Source organism: Lysobacter sp. 2RAF19, assembly GCF_052115395.1.
Lineage (GTDB): Bacteria > Pseudomonadota > Gammaproteobacteria > Xanthomonadales > Xanthomonadaceae > Noviluteimonas.
Map to the genome: position 1 here is coordinate 44,204 of NZ_JBFRGO010000002.1, position 18,899 is coordinate 63,102.

Annotated in this window: 17 protein-coding genes; 5 read left to right on the forward strand and 12 right to left on the reverse strand. The window is 67.2% G+C overall.

Translation table 11 applies throughout. The features are described from left to right. Positions 1 to 69: 69 nt before the first annotated feature. The 8 genes from ubiB to AB4059_RS07080 form a co-directional block, all read right to left on the reverse strand. Complete coding sequence (gene ubiB, locus AB4059_RS07045; protein ID WP_498977976.1) at positions 70 to 1,740, reverse strand: ubiquinone biosynthesis regulatory protein kinase UbiB; 1,671 nt, start codon at positions 1,738 to 1,740, stop codon at positions 70 to 72. Further along, complete coding sequence (locus tag AB4059_RS07050; RefSeq protein WP_498977978.1) at positions 1,737 to 2,387, reverse strand: ubiquinone biosynthesis accessory factor UbiJ; 651 nt, start codon at positions 2,385 to 2,387, stop codon at positions 1,737 to 1,739. Before AB4059_RS07050 ends, ubiB begins: the two co-directional genes overlap by 4 nt. Positions 2,388 to 2,396: 9 nt before the next feature. After that, the gene (gene oleD / locus AB4059_RS07055; RefSeq protein ID WP_498977980.1) at positions 2,397 to 3,395 is read right to left on the reverse strand and encodes a 2-alkyl-3-oxoalkanoate reductase; all 999 of its coding nucleotides are present in this window, start codon (positions 3,393 to 3,395) and stop codon (positions 2,397 to 2,399) included. After that, on the reverse strand, positions 3,392 to 5,029 hold the full coding sequence (gene oleC / locus AB4059_RS07060; RefSeq protein WP_498977982.1) for an olefin beta-lactone synthetase: 1,638 nt from the start codon (positions 5,027 to 5,029) through the stop codon (positions 3,392 to 3,394). Before oleC ends, oleD begins: the two co-directional genes overlap by 4 nt. Beyond that, positions 5,026 to 5,931 carry an alpha/beta fold hydrolase gene (locus AB4059_RS07065; RefSeq protein ID WP_498977984.1) on the reverse strand — a complete coding sequence of 302 codons (906 nt, stop codon included), beginning with the start codon at positions 5,929 to 5,931 and terminating at the stop codon, positions 5,026 to 5,028. Before AB4059_RS07065 ends, oleC begins: the two co-directional genes overlap by 4 nt. Further along, positions 5,928 to 6,944 carry a 3-oxoacyl-ACP synthase III gene (locus AB4059_RS07070; protein WP_498977986.1) on the reverse strand — a complete coding sequence of 339 codons (1,017 nt, stop codon included), beginning with the start codon at positions 6,942 to 6,944 and terminating at the stop codon, positions 5,928 to 5,930. Before AB4059_RS07070 ends, AB4059_RS07065 begins: the two co-directional genes overlap by 4 nt. 200 nt (positions 6,945 to 7,144) lie before the next feature. Continuing rightward, positions 7,145 to 7,453, reverse strand: coding sequence for a DUF4156 domain-containing protein (locus AB4059_RS07075; RefSeq protein WP_498977988.1), 309 nt, complete (start codon positions 7,451 to 7,453; stop codon positions 7,145 to 7,147). Next, complete coding sequence (locus AB4059_RS07080) at positions 7,453 to 10,335, reverse strand: M16 family metallopeptidase (RefSeq protein ID WP_498977990.1); 2,883 nt, start codon at positions 10,333 to 10,335, stop codon at positions 7,453 to 7,455. Before AB4059_RS07080 ends, AB4059_RS07075 begins: the two co-directional genes overlap by 1 nt. Before the next feature lie 105 nt (positions 10,336 to 10,440). Between AB4059_RS07080 and AB4059_RS07085 the strand changes: the two genes are divergently transcribed. The 3 genes from AB4059_RS07085 to trmL all read left to right on the forward strand — a co-directional run bounded on the left by AB4059_RS07085 (position 10,441) and on the right by trmL (position 12,001). Next, positions 10,441 to 11,148: an SDR family oxidoreductase gene (locus AB4059_RS07085; RefSeq protein WP_498977992.1), complete on the forward strand. Its 708-nt coding sequence runs from the start codon at positions 10,441 to 10,443 to the stop codon at positions 11,146 to 11,148. Positions 11,149 to 11,283: 135 nt separating this feature from the next. Beyond that, positions 11,284 to 11,517 carry a hypothetical protein gene (locus AB4059_RS07090; protein WP_498977994.1) on the forward strand — a complete coding sequence of 78 codons (234 nt, stop codon included), beginning with the start codon at positions 11,284 to 11,286 and terminating at the stop codon, positions 11,515 to 11,517. 19 nt (positions 11,518 to 11,536) lie between these two features. Beyond that, positions 11,537 to 12,001: a tRNA (uridine(34)/cytosine(34)/5-carboxymethylaminomethyluridine(34)-2'-O)-methyltransferase TrmL gene (gene trmL / locus AB4059_RS07095; protein WP_498977996.1), complete on the forward strand. Its 465-nt coding sequence runs from the start codon at positions 11,537 to 11,539 to the stop codon at positions 11,999 to 12,001. Here trmL and otsA read toward each other — a convergent pair. The 4 genes from otsA to AB4059_RS07115 form a co-directional block, all read right to left on the reverse strand. Then, positions 11,998 to 13,377: an alpha,alpha-trehalose-phosphate synthase (UDP-forming) gene (gene otsA, locus AB4059_RS07100; RefSeq protein WP_498977998.1), complete on the reverse strand. Its 1,380-nt coding sequence runs from the start codon at positions 13,375 to 13,377 to the stop codon at positions 11,998 to 12,000. The genes trmL and otsA overlap by 4 nt on opposite strands. Positions 13,378 to 13,390: 13 nt before the next feature. Continuing rightward, positions 13,391 to 15,172, reverse strand: coding sequence for a glycoside hydrolase family 15 protein (locus AB4059_RS07105; RefSeq protein ID WP_498979026.1), 1,782 nt, complete (start codon positions 15,170 to 15,172; stop codon positions 13,391 to 13,393). Continuing rightward, on the reverse strand, positions 15,172 to 15,963 hold the full coding sequence (otsB, locus tag AB4059_RS07110) for a trehalose-phosphatase (RefSeq protein ID WP_498978000.1): 792 nt from the start codon (positions 15,961 to 15,963) through the stop codon (positions 15,172 to 15,174). Before otsB ends, AB4059_RS07105 begins: the two co-directional genes overlap by 1 nt. A 61-nt stretch (positions 15,964 to 16,024) precedes the next feature. After that, a complete protein-coding gene (locus AB4059_RS07115) occupies positions 16,025 to 16,516 on the reverse strand; it encodes a BON domain-containing protein (RefSeq protein WP_498978002.1) in 492 nt (163 codons plus the stop codon). A 196-nt stretch (positions 16,517 to 16,712) separates the two neighbouring features. Between AB4059_RS07115 and AB4059_RS07120 the strand changes: the two genes are divergently transcribed. Together AB4059_RS07120 and AB4059_RS07125 are read left to right on the forward strand one after the other, a co-directional pair. Then, complete coding sequence (locus AB4059_RS07120; RefSeq protein ID WP_498978004.1) at positions 16,713 to 17,705, forward strand: SDR family oxidoreductase; 993 nt, start codon at positions 16,713 to 16,715, stop codon at positions 17,703 to 17,705. Positions 17,706 to 17,831: 126 nt separating this feature from the next. Beyond that, positions 17,832 to 18,896 carry a glycosyltransferase family 4 protein gene (locus tag AB4059_RS07125; RefSeq protein ID WP_498978006.1) on the forward strand — a complete coding sequence of 355 codons (1,065 nt, stop codon included), beginning with the start codon at positions 17,832 to 17,834 and terminating at the stop codon, positions 18,894 to 18,896. The last annotated feature ends 3 nt before the right edge of the window (positions 18,897 to 18,899 follow it).

The window sequence follows — 18,899 nt, forward strand, 5'->3', positions numbered from 1 at the left end:
ACTGAAGTGACGCGCTGAAGTCTGACGCGACCCCTCCCCAACCCTCCCCTGCCTTCGCAGGGGAGGGAGCTATTTCCGTCGCGGCCAGGCGGCCAACAACGCCCAGGCGCCGCCGAGCGCGGCGATCCACACCGCCGCAGGCACGCCCACGATGCGCGGGCCGCCGGCTTCCAGGCCGTACAGCACCGCGGCGACGACCAGCAGACCGGTGCCGAGGATCGCGGAGATCGTGCGGCGTTGTGCGCCGCGGATCATCTGCGTGAGATCGCGCACGTCCTGCGAGCGCATCTGTAGCGAGTGTTGGCCCTGCACCTGCTGCGTCAGCCATGCGTGCAGCAGACGCGGCATTTCCGGCGCGCGCGTCACCATCTCGGGCAGGCGCTTGCGGAATTCGGCCATCAGCTGTTGCGGGCTGTAGCGATCGACGAGGATTTTTTCGAGCACCGGGCGCGCGACGGCCCAGATGTCGATGGTCGGGTCGAGCTGGCGCCCGACGCCTTCGATGTTCAGCAGCGTCTTCTGCAGCAGGATCAACTGCGGTTGCAGGGTGAGTTCGTAACGCTGCGCGGTGCGGAACAACTTGAGCAGCACTTCGGCGAGCGAGATCTCCGACAAGGGCCGCGTGAAATACGGTTCGCACACGGCGCGCGCGGCGGCTTCGAGTTCGTCGATGCGGATGTGCGAGGGCATCCAGCCGGCCTGCACGTGCAATTCGGCGATACGGCGATAGTCGCGGTTGAAGATCGCCATGAAATTTTCCGCGAGGTAGTACTGATCCTCGCTGGACAGCTGGCCCATGATGCCGAAGTCGAGCGCGATGAAACTCGGATCGCTCTTGCGGTGGGCATCGACCCAGATGTTGCCGGCGTGCGCGTCGGCGTGGAAGAAGTTGTCGCGGAAGACTTGCTGGTAGAACACGCGCACGCCCTTCGCGGCGAGGGCCTTGCGGTCGATGCCGGCGGCGTCGAGCGCGGCGATGTCGTCGCTCGGGATGCCGCGCACGCGTTCCATCGTCAGCGCGCGCTGCGCGGTGTGCGACCAGATCGGCTCGGGGACGTAGAGATCGTTCGATCCCAACCAGTTGCGACGCAGCACCGAGGCATTCGCCGCTTCGCGCTGCAGGTCGAGTTCGGCCGCCAGCGTGTTCTCGATCTCGGCGACGATTTCGCGCGGGCGAATCTTGTCGGCGGACGGATGCGTGCGGTCGACCAGCGCGGCGATCGACTTGAGCAGCGAGATGTCCGCGTTGATCTGCTTCTCGATGTCGGGCCGCAAGACCTTGACCACGACCTCGCGCGGCGGCGCATCGCCGACGGCGTGCAGCGTCGCCGGATGTACCTGCGCGATCGACGCCGACGCCAGCGGCGTGGTGTCGAAGCTCGCGAAGGCTACGTCGATCTGGCGTCCAAGCGCTTGTTCGACCAGCGCGCGCGCCGTGTTGCCGTCGAAGGGCGCCACGCGATCCTGCAGCAGCGTGAGTTCTTCGGCGACGTCGGGCGGCACGAGGTCGCGTCGTGTCGAAAGGATCTGCCCGAACTTGACGAAGATCGGCCCCAGTTCCTGCAGCGCCAGGCGCAGGCGCGCGCCGCGCGATTGCGCGGCGATCTCGCGCGAGGCGCTCGGCACGAACGGCCGCATCAGGCGCAGCCAGCGTTCGGCCGGCGTGTCGTCGAGCAGATCGTCGAGCCGATAGCGCAGCAGCACGCGACCGATGCGCGCGGCGCGCAGGACCGGCGTCATGCGAGCCCTCCGCGCTTTTGCAGGCGGTGCACGCGCGCCGCAAGGCGTTCGACGTCGTCGCGCAGGTTGTCGACATCGTCGAGGAAAGCGTGCAGCTCGGCCTTGGCGACGATGTCGCGCGACTCTTCCGTGAAATATTCGGCGGCGCTGCCGGCGACGCTCTTGCCCGCGGCCTTCGCTTCGCGCAACGCGGCGGCGACGCCCTTGGCCACCTGCACGCCGAGGATTTCGCCGAACACGGCGACGAAGGGTTGCTGCCAATCCGGATCGAAGCGTTCGGCCATGCGCTGCAATCGGCGCGCGAGGTCCGCGTCGCCCGAGACGCGCACGCGACCGACGGGCGGTGCGTCGTCGCGCTTGAAGAACGGCAGTTGGGCCAGCAAGCCGCCGAGCGTGCCGCGCACGCCGAGGTCGGGTTCGCGCGCCGTGTCGGCCGGACCGACGACCAGGCGATCGCCTTCCACGCGTATCTCGGCCGCCAGCGCGGGCGATTCCACCGCCAGCTGGATGCGGCGGCCGTCCAGCGGCCCGAGCGCGGCACGCGTGTCGGGGTCGAGCGCAAGCGCGCGATTGAGCGCGGCTTGAAGCGCGCGCCCGGCATGCTGGCGCCAGTTGAAGGACGGGCCGTCGGTGGTCGAGGCGTTCATGCCCCGATTCTAGCGGACACGCATGTGGGCTTCGGCGAGGAAGCGCAATCCGTCGATGATCGTGACCTTGGGGACGTAGCCGAAATCGCGCGTGGCCGGGCCCATGTCGTACCAATGCGCCGTGGCGAGTTGCTCGGCCAAAAACCGCGTGAGCGGCGGCTCGCCGCCCAGGGGCAGCACCGTCCACGCCGCCTCGCACACCGCGCCGATCGCGTAGGCCGTGCGGAAGGACAGATGCTTTTCCACCGCGGGCGCGCCCACCGCGCGCAGCAGCGCGTTCACCAGCTTGGCGGCCTCCATGGGCTCGCCGTTGCTGATGAAGTAAGCGCGGCCGGCGCACGCGGCCCCCGGCACGAGGTGGTGGAAGGCATCGACATGCGCCTGCGCGGCGTTGTCGATGTAGGTGGTGTCGATCAGGTTCTGGCCACTCCCGACGATGCGCAACCGCCCCGCGCGCGCGCGATCGGCCAGGCGCGGGACCAACTGGTTGTCGCCGGGGCCCCAGATCAGGCGCGGGCGCAACGCGATGGTCGCCAGTTGTGCATCGTTGGCCGCGAGCACTTCCTGTTCCGCGATGGTTTTCGTCGTTGCGTAAGCGGCCTTGAACTGCGTGCCATAGGGCACGGTGTCCGCGGTGCCGCCTTCGACCGGATGCGTCGCGCGATGCGTGACGCTCGGCGTGGAGGTGTACACCAGGCGCGCGATGCCATGCGTGCGACATGCATCGAGCACATTGCGCGTGCCCAGCACGTTCGCGCGGAAGTAGTCCTCGTACGGGCCCCACGCACCGGCCTTGGCGGCGTTGTGGAAGATCGCGCCGACGCCTTGCGCGGCGTTCACCAATACATCGCGATCGGCGAGGTCGCCCTGCACCTGGCGCACGCCGAGCGCATCGAGCTCCGGATAACGACCGCGATTGAAGCTGGCGACGTCGAACCCGCGTTCGACGAGGTTGCGGCACAACGCCTGCCCGAGGAAGCCGCCACCGCCGGTGACCAGGACTTTCATGTGCGTCCCTTCAATTCGCCCGCTGCCCACGCGGCAAGCTTCTCACGACCGATCTTGGCGTTGTGGCGGATGTCGACGGGAAAGCCGGGGTGGCGCAGGAAGTGGCGGATCTTCGCGGTGTGGACATGGCCTTCGGCGATATGGCGGAGTTCGTCCTGCAGGTCGGCCACGTTGTGCCCGGGGCCGGCAAGCGTTTCGAAGCACAGCACCGGCGTTTGCGCGCCCTTGGGGCCCACGCCGACCAGCGCGGTCCGGAGGGTCGCCGAATTGAAGATCGGCTCGACCTGTTCGGTGCACAGGGTCGTTGTTTCATCGACGACGACGCGCTGCGTCTTGCGCCCGCAGAACCACAGCCGCCCTTCCCCGTCGATCCAGCCCAGGTCGCCCATGCGGTGGACGATGCGTTCGCCGTTCGCGGTCGTCTCGCGGATCTTCGAAAGCTTCGTCGCCGCATCGCGACGGAAATACGTGTCGGTCGCCGTCGGACCGGCGACGGTGATTTCGCCGATCTGGCCGGGCTGCAGGAGCAGCGCATCGGACCACTGTTCGATCGCGTCGTCGTCGATGCGGATGATGCGGACTTCGTTCGGCGGTACGGGCCGGCCGATGCAAGTGCCTGCGCCGCGTTCGGTCGCTTCGCGCGTGGCCTGCAGTTCGCGGCCTTCGATCACGCTGACGGGCAGGCATTCGGTGGCGCCGTAGGGCGTCCACAGTTGCGCATCGTCGGGCAGCAGTTCGCGCATGCGGGCAACGACGTCGGCGGGCACCGGCGCGCCGGCGGACAACACGCGCTTCACCGTCGGCAAGTGCGCGCCATGTCGCGCGAGCACGCCGACCAGCGCGGGCGAACCGAACAGCTGCGTCACGCCGAAGCGTTCGATCGCCTGCAGCAAACGCTTCGGATCGGCCTTCGCCGGCCGCGTGGGATCCATGTCGGGAATGATCGACGTGACGCCCAGCGCAGGATCGAACAAGGCGAAGGGCGGGAACGTCGGCAGATCGACACCACCGGCTTCCAGCCCGAACGCATCGCGCAACATGCCCACCTGCGCGACGAAATGCCGATGGCGATACACCACGCCCTTCGGCAGTCCGGTCGAGCCGCTGGTGAAGAGGATCGCGGCGACGTCGTCGGGTTGCGTGTCGGCGAGTTGCGGGCCGGCGTTCGCGCCGTCGCGTTCGACCTGCGCGAGCGTCGCATCGGCGAGGATCGCGCGTCGCCCGGTCGTGATCCGGATGTACGCACTCGGCGCCCAGCGCAGCAGCACGCGCGCGAATTGCGCGAGCGGAATGCCGATGAAGGCATCGGGTGCCGCTTCGTCCAGGCATTGTTTCAGCGCGCGCCGGTCGATGCCCGGGTCGACGAGGACCGGCACGGCGCCGGCCTTGAACAACGCGAACATCAGCAGGAAGAATTCCGGCGTCGGCCGCACCATCACGACGGTGCGCGTGCCGCGCACGATGCCGCGGTGTGCCAGGCCGGCGGCGATCGCGTCGCTGCGGCGGTCGAGTTCGGCGTAGGTGATCGCCACCTCGTAACGTCCATCGCGGCCCGGGCAACGCATCGCCACCTGCGCGCCGCGCTCGCGTGCGAGCACGGGCAGCGACGCGGCGATGTTGCAGGCGGCGCTCACGTCAGCGGATGCGCATCGAGGAAGGTGCGGATCTCCGGCACCAGGACCTCGTGTTTGTCCTCGAGCACGTAATGATTGGCGTCGTCGAACGCGTGGACTTCGGCATTCGGCCAGGCGCGCGTGAACGCACCGAGGCAGTGCTTGTCGAACACGAAATCGCGCAGGCCCCAGCCGATGAAGGCCGGACGATGCGCGAAGGACGGCAGCGCGCGGCCGCCGGCGGACACCAGGTCCCACGCCGGATCGCCTTCGCGCAGCGGAATGTCCTGCACGAAGCGCAACGTCGCGATGCGATGGTCCCAGGTGTCGTAGGGCGCGACATACGCGCGGCGCACGTCGGCGGGCATGCGGCGGTCGACGCCGACATACGAGGCGATGCCCGAAAACGCATTGAGCCCGCGGATCGCGAACGCGCCGAGCTTCGAATCGCGCCCGAACGAAAGCTGCCACGGCATCGGCTTGGCTTCGGGCAGCGTGAACATCGCGGTGTTGAGCACCACCCAGCGCTTCACCCGCAGCGGATGGCGCATCGCCCAACCCATGCCGATCATGCCGCCCCAGTCGTGGACGGCGAGCGTCACCGGCCCGTCGATGTGCAGCTTCGCCAGCAAGCGCTCCAGATCGTCCACGCGGGATTGCAGCGTGTAGCGATACGCCGCGTCGCCGGGCTTGTCGGACAGGCCCATGCCGACGTGGTCGGGCACGATGCAGCGATAGCGGTCGCGCAGGCCGAGCACGAGATGGCGCCAGTAGTAACTCCACGACGGGTTGCCGTGGAGCATGACCACGACTTCGCCGTCGCGTGGGCCTTCGTCCAGGTACGACAGCGCGATGCCGTCGCGGATTTCGATCCGCTTCGGTTCGAACGGGTAATCGGGGAAGGGCTCGCCGCCCCGCTTCACCAGACGACTTCTGCCATCGAGCAATTCAGGCCCGAACCGATGCCGAGCAGCGCGATGCGGCTGCCCTTCTTCAGGCGGCCCATCTCGCGAAGCTTGGACAACACGATCGGCACCGAGGCCGGGCCGATGTTGCCGTGCTCGTTGAAGATGGTGAGCACCTTGGTCGGGTTGATGCCGAAGGCCTTCACGAAGGCAGCCGTGTGCACCTGGCTGACCTGGTGGATGACGAACTCGTCCATCTCCTCGGCGACCCACCCCAGCGCGATCTTCGCCGCCGCCCACGTCTTCTGCGCGAGCTTGAGGCCTTCGATCAGCAGCATGCGGGTGTCGGTGACCATGCGATCGAGGTTGCCGCGGCACAGCTTGTTCCACTCGGTGGCCGCGCGCGTGACGCCGCCCTTGTAGCGCGGGGCGCCCGGGACGAGTTCGGCGCGCGCGAGTACCATCGCGGCGGCGCCGGAGCCCAGCGTCAGCGTCGCGAGTTCGTTCTTGAATTCTTCTTCGGTCGTTTCGACACGCAGCAGGCGCTCGACGGTCTTCTCGTAGGCCAGGTCGGCGGTTTCGCCATCGACGACCAGCGCGTAATCGATCTCGCCGCGTTCGATCATGCGGCTGGCGATGTCCATGCCATTGAGGAAGGCCAGGCACGCATTGGCCACGTCGAAGTTCTGGCACATGTCGGACAGGCCGAGGTTGCCGCTGACGATCGAGGCGGTCGACGGTTCCAGGTAGTCGCGGCTCACCGACGTGTTGACCAGCAGGCCGACCTTGTTGGGGTCGATGCCGGCGTCGGCCAGGGCCTTCACCGCGGCGAGCGTCGCCGCATCGGACGCCTGCATGCCTTCATCCCACAGGCGGCGCGCATGGATGCCCGCGACGTCCTTCAGCACGTCGGTCTTGATGCCGAGGCGATCGAGCGTGGGCTTGAGGCGAGCGTTGATTTCGTCCGAGCTCAATCGACGCGGCGCGTCGACGTGGGCGAGGCCGGCGATGGCGACGTGTTGGAACAACATGGGCGATGCCTTGCAGGTCGGAAGCGGGGCTTTGGAACTTCGCGCCACGTACGGCGGCGTACTGCCGGTGCGCGGAGCCCGTCAGGATACCGGCTTCACCGCCGCTGCACACGGTTTCGGGGGGTCCCCGGGCCGGGATCGACCCGGGGATTCATGAAGTTGAGCGGTTCAGCCGGTTTACAGGGCGTTTTCACGCCCCGTCAGTGGCATTTCCACGCGGCGTAACGCTGGCTGCCATCGGCCGGGGGGCCAAGGGCCTGCACCGTGTCCGCGCCCAGGCCGGGCGCTTCGTTGCGGGCCAGGGTTTCCAGTTCGTCCTGCACGCGCAAGGCATTGCGGTCGTAGAAGGCGACACTGTCCTTCACCGACACCTCGACCTCGCCCCGCTTCTCGCAGCCCGCGGGAATGCCCTGCACCACTTTCACCGCGCTCGCGCCGGGGGCCATCTTCACCCACGTGCACGCGGTCAGCGTGCACGCCAGTGCGAGCAGGATCACCGTGCCGCGCATCACTTCTTCGCCGCCGGGGCCGGGCTGGCGGCGCCGCCGACCGGCTTGCCGTCGGCATCGACCACCGACACCGCGCCGATGTTCAACGCGCGCACCGGCTTCTCGATCTTCGACAGATCACCGACGACGACATAGGTCAGTGCGTTCGGATCGATCGCCTTCGCCGCCTGCGCGACCTGCGCGGCGTTGAGGCCCTCGACTTCCTTCATGCGCTGCACGACGTAATCGTCCGGACGGTCGTAACGCACGATGCCGCCGATGGTCGACATCACCGCGCCGGCCGTTTCGTAGGAACCGGGCATCCCGCGGATCTCGGTGTTCTGGATGCGCGTGACTTCTTCGGCCTTCGGCGGCGCCTTGCCGTCGGCGTACTCGGTGATCTCGCGGCGCAGTTCGGCGAGCGATTCGGCCGTCTTGTCGATCTGCACCGGCGCGAAGGCCATCCACGGGCGCTGGCCCAGGGCGTTGGACGCCATGCTGTACGCGCCGTAGGCCCAGTGCTTGTCTTCGCGCAGGTTCATGTTCAGGCGCGAGGAGAACTCGCCGCCGAGCACGCTGTTGGCGAAGTCGAGCTTCACCGCGCCGGCATCCTTGCTCGAGGGAATCACCTGGCCGACATACAAGTTGGCCTGCACGGCGCCGGGCTGATCGATCAGGAACACGCGCGGCTGCTTCGGCAATGCGACCTGCGGCGGCGCGGCCAGCTTCGGCGCCGCGCCGTCGACCTTCCAGTCGCCGAACTTCTTCTCCAGCATCGGCGTGATTTCGGCCAGCGTGGTGTCGCCGACGATCACGAGCGTCGCGTTGTCCGGACGCACCCACGCATGGTGGAAGGCGACCAGGTCATCGCGCGTCAGCGAGCCGATCGAGGCTTCGGTGCCGGTGCCGCTGAAGGGAATCGCGTAGGGATGGTTGTCGCCGTACAGCAGCGGCGGCAACACGCGCATCGCCGCGCCCTGCGGCTTGGCCTTCTCCTGCTTGATGCCCGCGATCCACGAGGCGCGCACGCGATCGATTTCCTTCTGGTCGAAGCGCGGGTTGCGCAGCATCGTCGCGAACAGGTCGAGCGAAGGATCGAGCTTTTCCTTCAGCGCAGACAGATACGCCGTCGCGCCATCGAGCGAGGCCGACGCACCGAGGTTCGCACCGAGCGCTTCGGCGCGATTGCCGAACGCCAGCGCGTCCATGTCGCCCGCGCCTTCGTCGAGCATGCCCATCGCGAAGCCCGAGGTGCCGAGCTTCTTGCCCTGGTCGGACGCGTAGCCGCCGCCGAACATGTAGCTCATCTGCACGACCGGGATGTCGTGGCGTTCGGCGAGGATCACCTTCGTGCCGTTGCTCAGCGTCGCGCGCTGCAGCGCCGGGAACTTGAGCGACGGGAAGTCGTCGGTGATCGGCACGCCCTTGCTGCGGTCGACGTTGCTGGCTGTGGTCTTGTACTTCGGATCGGCCTTGGGCAGCACGAAGGGCGCGGGCGTCCCCGCCGGATCTTCGGGAAGATCCTTGCGGGCACCGGGCTGCACGACGAGCACGTGGTCGCCCTGTGCGAGCCAGTCCTTGCCGGCCTTCTGGATGTCGGCGACCGACGCGGTCTCGATGGTCTTCAGGCTGTCGCGGAAGCAACCGGGGTTGCCGGTGTAGATCGCGCATTCGGCGAGCGCGTCGGCCTTGCCGCCGAAACCGCCGATGCGTTCGATGCCGCGCACGAAGCCGGCCTTGAACACGGTGCGGGCCTGTTCCAGTTCCGCGGCCGTCGGGCCTTGTGCGATCAGGCGCTTGAGTTCTTCGTCGATGGCGGCCTCGACCTTCGCTTCGTCCACGCCCTGCTTCACGTCGGCCTGGATGAGGAAGTTCGATCCCAGCTGCGAGGCGTCGACGTAGGCCGACACGCTGTCGACGGTCTTGTCGTCGAACAGCAAACGCTTGTCCAGGCGCGAGGACTTGCTGCCGCCGAGCACCTGCGCGAGCAACTGCAGGCGATCGACATCCGGCGCACCGTACTGCGCGACGTTCCAGACGCGATAGATGCGCGTCTGCGGCACCTTGTCTTCCATCGTCGCGCGCGTGGTCTGCGTGCGGCGGGCCGGATCGATCTTCGGCTGCGCCATCGTCGGGCTGGCCGGGATGTCGCCGAAGAATTCGGCGGCCTTCTGCTTCGCGGTGGCCAGGTCGATGTCGCCGGCGAGCACGAGCACGGCGTTGTTCGGGCCGTACCAGGTGCGGAACCAGTTCTTGACGTCCTCGAGCTTGGCGGCGTCGAGATCGTTCATCGAACCGATCGTCGTGTGGTGGTACGGGTGGCCGGCCGGATACATCGTCTTCTGCAGCACTTCCCAGACCTGGCCGTAGGGCTGGTTCTGGCCCTGGCGCTTTTCGTTCTGCACCACGCCGCGCTGCTCGTCGAGCGTGGCCTGGTCGATCGCACCGAGCAGGTGGCCCATGCGGTCGGATTCCATCCACAGCGCGGTGTCGAGCGCGGTGGTGGGGACGTTCTCGAAATAGTTGGTGCGGTCGGTGTTCGTCGTGCCGTTGAGGTCGGTGGCGCCGACGGTTTCCAGCGGCGGGAAGAAATCGCCCTTGTGGTTTTCCGAGCCGTTGAACATCAGGTGCTCGAACAGGTGCGCGAAACCGCTGCGGCCCGAAGGCTCGTCCTTGCTGCCGACGTGGTACCACAGGTTCACCGCGACGATCGGCGCCTTGCGATCGGTATGCACGATCACGCGCAGGCCATTGGGCAGCGTGAAGGTCTCGTACGGGATGTCGACAGTGGACGCGGCGGGCGTCTTCGCCTGCACGGGCGCGGGCGCGAAGGCCGCGCCACCGAGGGCGACGGACAATGCGAGGGCAAGGGCGCCGGTGGCGAAGGGTCGGGTCGGGGTCATGCGATGAGGCTCCTGGGTCGCAATGGCGATCTGTACGACCTTCGATCCTAGCCCGGGCCCGCCGCCGATACACTAGGTAAGACGGCACACCCGACAAGGACGCGCATGGCCACGCCAGCCCACAGCCTCGTCACCGGCGCCAATCGCGGCCTCGGCCTCGCATTGGTGTGCGGCTTGCTCGCACGCGGCCACCGCGTGGTCGCCACCGCGCGCCACCCCGGCAAGGCCACCGCACTGAATACGCTGACCGGCGAATATCCCGGTCGATTGCATGTGCTTCCGCTCGATGTCGCATCGGAAAAGTCGCGCGACGAACTCGCGCGCGAGTTGCCGCTCGTGCTCGAGGACGCGCGCCTGGACTTGGTGGTGAACAACGCCGGCGTGCTCCACAGCGGCGAACGCTGGGGGAAATTGCACGCCGACATCCTGGAAGACAGCCTGCGCATCAATGCGATCGGGCCCTTGCTGCTCGTGCAGGCGATCGAACATTGGCTCGCCGATGGCGCGAGCATCGCGAACATCTCCACGCAGATGGCATCGCTGGGTACGCGCAACGAATTCCGTTCGCCGAGTTATTCGATGAGCAAGGTCGCGCAGAACATGGCGACGGTGCAGCTGGCGCTCGCGTTGAAGCCGCGCGGCATCAAGGTCGTCGCCCTCAGCCCCGGCTGGGTGCGCACCGACATGGGCGGCGCGGGTGGCGAACTGACGCCGGAAGACTCGGCGGCCGGTTTGCTGGAAACGATCGCCGGTTTGAAGCCCGCCGACAGCGGCCGGTTCCTCGACTGGCGCGGACAGCCGATGGCCTGGTGAAGGGCGCGGACGTCCGCGGACACCGCTGTCGCCTGCGGCAATCGCTTTCGAATCAACACGTTAACCATTGGCATGCCTCGTGCATCCATTGGTGTATCCGGACACAGACGTCCGACGATTCGAAAGGAGTTCGCCATGTCCCTCACCACGCAGCTCAAGCGCGGCCTGCTCGCCCTCCCCGTCGCCGCCTTGCTGATCCTCATCGGCGCAATCACGCCGGCCGGTGCCGCCGCCCCGTCGGACGACTGCCTGGCCGCCGCCGCGGCGAAGCAGGAACTGGTGGCACCGCGTCGCGTCGATTTCCACTCGATGCTGCCGGGTGCGCTGCATGTGCTGCGGAAGGTCGAGATGCCTGCGATCAAGGGTTGATCCGTCGCACAATGCGCGGATGTTCGATGTCGTCCTCTTCCAGCCCGAGATCCCACCCAACACCGGCAACGTGATCCGCCTGTGCGCCAACACCGGCGCACGCCTGCATCTGGTTCGCCCGCTCGGCTTCACGCTCGAAGACGCACAACTGCGCCGCGCGGGCCTGGACTATCACGAGTACGCAAAGCTCCAGGTCCACGATTCGCTCGACGATGCGTTGGCGATGATCCAACCCAAGCGCCTGTTCGCATTGAGTACGCGCGGTCGCGTGCGATTCGATACGCCGCAATACGGCGAAGGCGATGCCTTCCTCTTCGGCCCCGAGACGCGCGGCCTGCCCGAAGACGTGCTCGCGCAGGTGCCCGAAGCGCAACGCCTGCGCCTGCCGATGCGGCCCGACAATCGCAGCCTGAATCTTTCCAACGCGGTGGCCGTCGTCGTGTTCGAAGCGTGGCGCCAGCAGGGATTCGCGGGCGGCGCCTAGCTCACCAGCGCTTCGAGGAACTTGTGGCGCCACAGCGTGATGTCGTGGCGACGCAGGCGTTTGTGCAACGCGTTCCAGCGTTCCTTGCGTTCGCTCGCCGGCATCGCGTGCGCCTGCGCCAATGCATCGGCCACGCCATCCAGGTCGTAAGGATTCACGAGCAGCGCTTCCTTCATCTCCGCCGCGGCGCCGGCGAAGCGCGACAGCACGAGCACGCCGGGCGATTGCGGATCCTGCGAGGCGACGAACTCCTTCGCGACCAGGTTCATGCCGTCGCGCAATGGCGTGACCACGCCGATCTCGGCGCTGCGATAGAAGCCCGTCAACACGCCGTGTGAGAAGTCGCGATTGACGTAGCGCACCGGCGTCCAGTCCGGCGCGGCGTGGCGCCCGTTGATGTGGCCGGCGAGCCCTTCCAGTTCGCGGCGCAGGGCCTGGTATTCCGGCACTTCGCTGCGCGACACCGGCGCCAGCTGCAGGAACGTGATCTGCCCGTGGATTTCCGGATAGCGATCCAGGAAACGTTCGAACGCGCGGAAGCGATCGGGCAGGCCCTTGGAATAATCGAGCCGATCCACGCCGATGGCGAGCACGCGGCTGCCGAGACTTTCGCGCAAGCGCTGCACCGACGCGCGCGTGCTCGCCGCCTTGGCCTGCCGCGCGATGTGATCGGTGTCGATACTGATCGGGAACGCGGCGGCGCGGAATTCGCGACCGTCCGCCGTGCGCATCCGCCCATCCGCGAACGCGCGGCCGCCCAGGTACAGGCGCACGTAGCTCTGGAAACGATCCAGGTCGCGCTCGGTCTGGAAGCCGACCAGGTCGTAGGCACCAAGTGCGCCGAACAACACTTCATGGTTCGGCAAGGCCGCGAGCAGATCCGACGAGGGCATCGGCACGTGCAGGAAGAAGCCGATGCGATTGCCGACTCCCAGTTCGCGCAGCCGTTGCGCGAGCGGGATCATGTGATAGTCGTGCACCCACACGATGTCGCTCTCGCGCAACTGCGTCGCCAGCTTCTCCGCGAACAGGGCATTGACGCGGCGATAGCCGTCCTGCGTATCGCGCGAATAATCGACCAGGTCCAGTCGGAAGTGCAGCAAGGGCCAGAGCGTGCGATTGGCGAACCCGTTGTAGTAATGGTCGAAGTCCTCGACCGACAGGTCCATCGTGCAATACGTCGTATTGCCGTTCTCGACCTTGTGCAGGGTGCCCGACGCCTCGCGCACGCGCTTGCCGCTCCAGCCGAACCACATGCCGCCGTGTTCCTTGAGCGCCGCGCGCATCGCCACGGCCAATCCGCCCGCGCGATGCTCGTTGGGCATCGCGACCCGGTTGGACACCACGACGAGGCGGCCGTCGCCAAGGGCGCTCATCGTCGGACCTGCATTACGTGGCTTCCTGCCAGGGGCGCGAGAGGCGCATCGCGGCGCTGATCAGGCCGACGTGCGAATAGGTCTGCGGGAAATTTCCCCAGGCCTGCCCATCCTCGAACCCGAGATCTTCCGACAACAGCCCCAGCGGATTGCGCCGCGCGAGCACGCTTTCGAACAGCGCGCGCGCTTCACCGGCGCGCCCGATCGACGCCAGCGCTTCGACGTACCAGAAGGTGCAGATGGTGAAACTCGTTTCCGGCGCGCCGAAATCATCCGGCGCGATGTAGCGATACAGGCCGTGCCCGCGCCGCAATCCCTTCCCGATCGCTTCGACCGTCGCGATGTAACGCGGATCGCTCGCTTCGATGAAACCGGTGTCGGCCAGCAACAGCAGGCTCGCATCCAGGCGGTCGCCGCCGAAGGCATCGGCGAAGTGGCCCGCCTGCGCGTTCCATGCCTTGTCGAGGATCGTGGCGTGGATGCGATCGGCGCGACCGCGCCAATGTTCGACGCGATCGCCCAGACCGAAGCGTGCGGCGATCTTCGCGAGGCGGTCGCACGCGGCCCAACACATGACCGACGAGTACGTGTGGACCGACGTGCGGCCGCGGAACTCCCACAGCCCGGCATCGGGTTGGTCGTGCATCAACCACGCCTGCTCGCCGAGCGGTTCCAGGCGCGCGAAAGTCGAGGCATCGCCCGGTTGCTGCAGGCGCTGGTCGAAGAACAGTTGCGTGGAGGCGAGCATGACGCTGCCGTATACATCGTGCTGGACCTGTTTCCAGGCCAGGTTGCCGACGCGCACCGGGCCCATGCCGCGATAGCCGTCGAGTGCGGGGGCTTCGTCCTCGTGCAGCGCCGCTTCGAAGCCGATGCCGTAGACCGGCTGCAGATCCGCGCGTTCGCCGGTGACGAGGTTGAAGATGTAGCGGATGTACTCCTCCATCGTCGCGGTCGCGCCGAGGCGATTGAGCGCGCGCACCACGAAGGCGGCATCGCGCAGCCAGCAGTAGCGATAGTCCCAGTTGCGCTGCGTGTGGGGCGCTTCGGGGATCGAGGTCGTCATCGCCGCGATGATCGCGCCGGTGTCTTCGTACTGGCACAGCTTGAGGGTGATCGCGCTGCGGATCACGGCGTCCTGCCACTCCAGCGGGATGGAGAGGTAGCGCGTCCATTCGCGCCAATAGATCGTCGTGCGTTCCTCGGCGTCGCGGATGAAGGCGCCGATGGGTTGGGTCAGTGTTTCGTCCGGGCCGAGCACGAAGTGCAACTCGCGATCGAGCACGAAGGGCAATTCGTCGCGCAACAGGCGCAGCGAGAGATCGGTCGTCAATCGCAGCACGTGGTCCGGCAACAACCAGCGCATGTGGTTGCTGCCCCAGGTGCGCTCGGGCTCGCGCGCGCCCCATTCGGCGAGGGGCTGCAACTTCACGCGGATGCGCGGTGCGCCGGAAAGCGGGCGCACGCGACGATACAGGCCGACCGGCCGATACAAGCGGTTGTAATGGCGCCAGCGCGGCGCGAAGTCGGTGATTTCGACTGCGCCGCCGTTCTTGTCGCGCAGGATGGTGCGCAGGATCGCGGTGTTCGGCACGTAGTGCTGTTCGCTGCCCGCGAAGTTTTCGATCTCGATTTCCCACATCCCGCCCTCGCGCTTGGGCGAGAGCAATGCGCAGAACGCAGGGTCGCCGTCGAACGCGGGAAGGCAGCACCACACCACCGTGCCGGTCGAATCCAGCAGCGCACCGAACGTGCCGTTGCCGATGACGCCGAGGTCGAGGTTGGCGGGTCGGATCATGCGTGCACTCCATCGTGGGCGGTGGCGCGTGCGAGCCATGCGCGCACCGCGGCGGGATTCGGAAGGCGCCAGCGCGCGACGCTCGGCATGCGATCGCCGACCAGTACGCTCAGGCCCTCGCACGCGTTGACGATCGAGAACGCGTGTTCGTCGGTGAGATCGTCGCCGACGAAAACCGGCGTGCGATCACGGAACGGCGCTTGCGCCATGAAGGCTTCGACGGCCGTGCCCTTGTCGGGCGACGAACCACCGGGGCGCAGTTCCAGCACCATGTCGCCGCCTTGCACGCGGTAGTCGGGCAACACGCGCAAGGCCGCCGCGGAGAATGCGCGGAATGCATCGCGCGCGTCCGGTGCAGCGCGCCAATGCATCGCGAGGTTGGGGCCTTTGCGTTCGACCATGGCGCCGGGAAAACCGATCGCGACGTGTTGCGCTTCGGCGAACACACCATCGAGTGCTTCGGGCGCGACGGGCGGATACGTTCTGCGTCCATCGGATTCGCGACGTTCCAGGCCATGCATGCCTGCCGCGGGAATCGCGCGCAACTGTCCGAACACCTCGTCGATCGCATCGAGCGAACGACCGCTCACGAGCGCGAGCGCGCCGCCGAGCATCTCCGACAAGCGCACGATGTCGCGTTGCAGATTCGCAGGCACGACGACTTGCGAGGGATGCGGCGCGAAGTCCAGCAAGCATCCATCGACATCGAGGAACAGGGCCCAATCGGCCACGGGCGACGGCGGCAAGGGAAGCACGCCGTCGCGTGGGGGCGCATCACGCGATTCCATCCGGTTCATTCTCCCGAAGCGCCGTGAGGCCCGGGTGGACGCCGCGTGATCGTGCGTGATGTCACGCCCGGTTTTGGTCGTCGACGTCGCCGATGTCCCTGTCGGAGATGTCGACGCGGTCGGAGCTCGAAAAACCGCTGCCCTGCTGGTCGTTGCCCGAACGGACCGCCTGTCCGGGCTTGCCCAGCGCATCGGGCGACTCGCCGATCGTGATGCGATTGTGGACATCCTTCACGCCGGCGATGTTCCAGGCGATCTCTTCGGCATCATGTTTCATCGCGCGCGCGGGAACCCAGCCGTTGAGCGTCACGACACCGTCGGTCACCACGGCGATGACCGCGGTGGCGTTGATGGTGTCGGCGCCGGTGAGGTTCTCGTGCAGGATCTCGCCGATGCGTTCGTCCGAGCGCCACTGCTGCGTCGGTCCCACGCCGCGATAGCTGACGGCGCCGACGGGCGCGTTGTCGCGGTTGGTCACCGACGGCAAGCCGTCGTAGATGTCCCGGTCGCGACGATCGATGCGCACATCGGCATCGTGCAGCCGGTGGGCCATGCGCGGATCGCGGTGCTCGACGGATCGGCGCGGGGAATATTGATCGCCTGGGGTATCGCGCGGCATGGCTGGCTCCTGGGGCTCGTGAACGCGAGCAAGCTAACGCGGCAAACGGCTGCAGCGCGTGACGGGCGATCATGCGGGTTCGACGCGCGCCCCGATAACGTCGAGGCATCCAAAGAAAACGAGGTGCGCGATGGCCAGGCAGCAATCCGGCAAGGGCGCGGGCGAAGACGCCGCACGCAAACATCGTGCCGTCCAGGCAGAGCAGGACGCGAAGGACGCGAAGCAATCCAGGGGGAAGGCGCCCGCGAAGAAAGCGACGCAAGCCGGCCTGCGCAAGGAACCGACGGACCTGCCGGCGCAGCACATCGCCAAGCCCGGGAACGAGCATGAACTCGATCTCGCGCCGCGCTTCCTCGCGCCGGATTACGTCGGCAGCAAGAAGCTCGAGGGCATGTCGGCGATCATCACCGGCGGCGACTCGGGCATCGGCCGCGCGGTTGCGGTGCTGTTCGCACGCGAAGGCGCAGACGTGGCGATCGTGTATCTGTCCGAACACGAAGATGCGCGCGTCACGCAGGAGCACGTCGAACGCGAAGGCCGCAAGTGCGTGCTGATCCCGGGTGACGTCAAGTCCGTGCGCTTCTGCGAGCAAGCCGTCGAGAAGACCCTGAAGGCCTTTGGCAAGCTCGACATCCTGGTGAACAACGCCGCCTTCCAGCTGCACAGCGAGCGCATCGAAGACATCAGCGAGGAGCGACTGCAGGAAACCTTGCAGACCAACATCGGCGGCTACTTCCACATGGCGCGCGCCGCGCTGCCGCACATGGAAGAAGGCGGGTCGATCATCAACTGCGGCTCGGAGACGGCCTTGTTCGGCAGCGAGCACCTGCTGGATTACTCGGCGACGAAGGGCGCGATCCACGCGTTCACCAAGTCGCTGGCGTCCAACCTGCTCGAGCGCGGGATTCGCGTGAATGCCGTCGCGCCTGGCCCGGTGTGGACGCCGTTGAATCCGGCCGACAGCCCGGCGGAGAAAGTCGCCGAGTTCGGCAAGAAGAGCGACATGAAGCGGCCGGCGCAACCCGAAGAGATCTCGCCCGCGTTCGTGTTCCTCGCCTCACCGGTGACCGCGTCGTATGTGAACGGCGTGATCCTGCCGGTGATGGGCGGGCCGCGCGGTTAGCGGCCGTACGGTCGCCTGAATGCGGCGGCGATGTTGCGGAAACCGTTTGCACGCACGCCTCGTATACGGGCGCGCCGCTAACGTTGTGCAACGGCCGCAACACCATTGCGGCTCCGGGAAGACGAATTGAAGATTGCGCAGATCGCCCCGCTCTATGAAGCGGTTCCGCCCAAGCTCTACGGCGGCACGGAACGGGTGGTGGCCTGGCTCACCGATGCACTGGTGGATGCTGGCCACGATGTCACGCTGTTCGCTTCGGCCGAAGCACAAACGCGCGCGAAGTTGGTTTCGGTGCGCGACCAGGCGATCCGCCTGGACCCGGCCGAGCACAAGTCCGACCTCGCCGCGCACATGGGCATGCTGCAGGAAGTGCGCAATCGCATGGATGAGTTCGACGTGCTGCATTTCCACGTCGACATGATCCACTTCCCGTTCTTCGAGGATTGCGCGGCGCAGACGCTGACCACGCTGCATGGCCGCCTGGATCTCAAGGATCTGCCGGTGGTGTATCGGCGCTGGCCGCAGTTTCCGCTCGCGTCGATTTCCAACGACCAGCGCCGTCCGCTGCGCAACGCGAACTGGATCGACACCGTGCATCACGGCTTGCCAGCGACCTTGCTGCCGTTCAATGCGAACCCGCGCGGCGAATACCTCGCCTTCCTCGGCCGCATTTCGCCGGAGAAGCGCGTGGACCGTGCGATCGCCATCGCGCGGCGCGTCGGCATGCCGCTGAAAATCGCGGCGAAAGTGGACGGGGCGGACAAGGCGTACTACGAACGCGAGATCGCGCCGCTGTTGCACGGCGCATCCGATGTGACCTTCGTCGGCGAGATCGGGGATGCGCAGAAGCCCGAATTCCTCGGCAATGCCGCGGCGCTGTTGTTCCCGATCGACTGGCCCGAACCCTTCGGCATCGTGATGATCGAAGCGATGGCCTGCGGCACCCCGGTCGTCGCGTGGCGCTGCGGCTCGGTGCCGGAAGTGATCGATGAAGGGCAGACCGGCCGCATCGTCGACAGCGAAGACGAGGCCGTGGCGGCGACGCGCGAGGTCATCGGCTACGACCGCGCCGCGGTTCGCGCAGTCTTCGAACGGCGCTTCACCTCGGAAGTCATGGCGGAGCGCTACGTGCGCCTCTATACGCAACTCTCACGCGGCCGGTCGCAGGACCTCGGCTTGCGCCTGGCCTGACCG